The organism is Streptococcus suis YS161 (assembly GCF_002760245.1).
GTDB lineage: Bacteria > Bacillota > Bacilli > Lactobacillales > Streptococcaceae > Streptococcus > Streptococcus suis_I.
This window is the reverse complement of record NZ_ASCA01000071.1, coordinates 1-669: the sequence shown is the minus strand read 5'-3', so window position 1 is coordinate 669 and position 669 is coordinate 1. Positions and strand designations below refer to the sequence as shown.

The 669-nt window shown below is 44.4% G+C and carries 1 protein-coding gene; it reads right to left on the bottom strand.

What is annotated here, in order from left to right:
- Positions 1-108: 108 nt before the first annotated feature.
- Positions 109-441, bottom strand: a complete 333-nt coding sequence (locus tag SST111_RS09610; protein ID WP_228377192.1) for a PTS lactose transporter subunit IIB — start codon at positions 439-441, stop codon at positions 109-111.
- Positions 442-669: the final 228 nt, after the last annotated feature.

Sequence of the window (669 nt, the reverse complement as noted above, 5' to 3'; positions counted from 1 at the left end):
AGGCCAGATTTGGAGTGCAAAACACGAACAAATCTGCCAATCAACCACTGCGCTGAGATGTTGACACGAACTCTGAGTAGTGGTCCTGGGCTTTTTGCCCAGCCTCAATCAACTCTCGCTTGCTTCAGTAAATTCTGCCTCAATAATTCCAAGTTCCTTCTCTTCTTCCAAGCTTGCTTTAAAGGCCTCAGTGAGCTCTAATTCGCCATCAAAATCACCATTTATTTTTTTAACAAATGTGTCTGCCAACATCCCTCCCATGGGCTGGAAGGTAAAATAGGTCAAACCTCCTGAAATCAGACCACCCAAAATAGGAACTGCATTGGCAATGGTCTTTTCAACAGTCTTTTTGGTAATTTTCACACCAATCACTGCGGCTACCTTTTTCACCAAGGGATGGGAGCGGGAAAGAACTCGACTGGTCAAAAAAGAGTTCGTCAACAAGTCTTTATTTCTAGTTGTTGAGCTGAAACAGTCTATCCCCAGACTGTTTCACTCCCACCCCCGCATAGTTCCAACTGTCTGGGGGACAGTTGGAAGTTGGAAATAGAGCGAACAAAGTTCGCTACAAAACTGTCTGGGAGACAGTTTAAGGTTGGAGATGAAGCGAACTTTGTTCGCAACAGTCGTAATGATCAGATTTGGAGTGTAAAACACGAATTGCTGAGC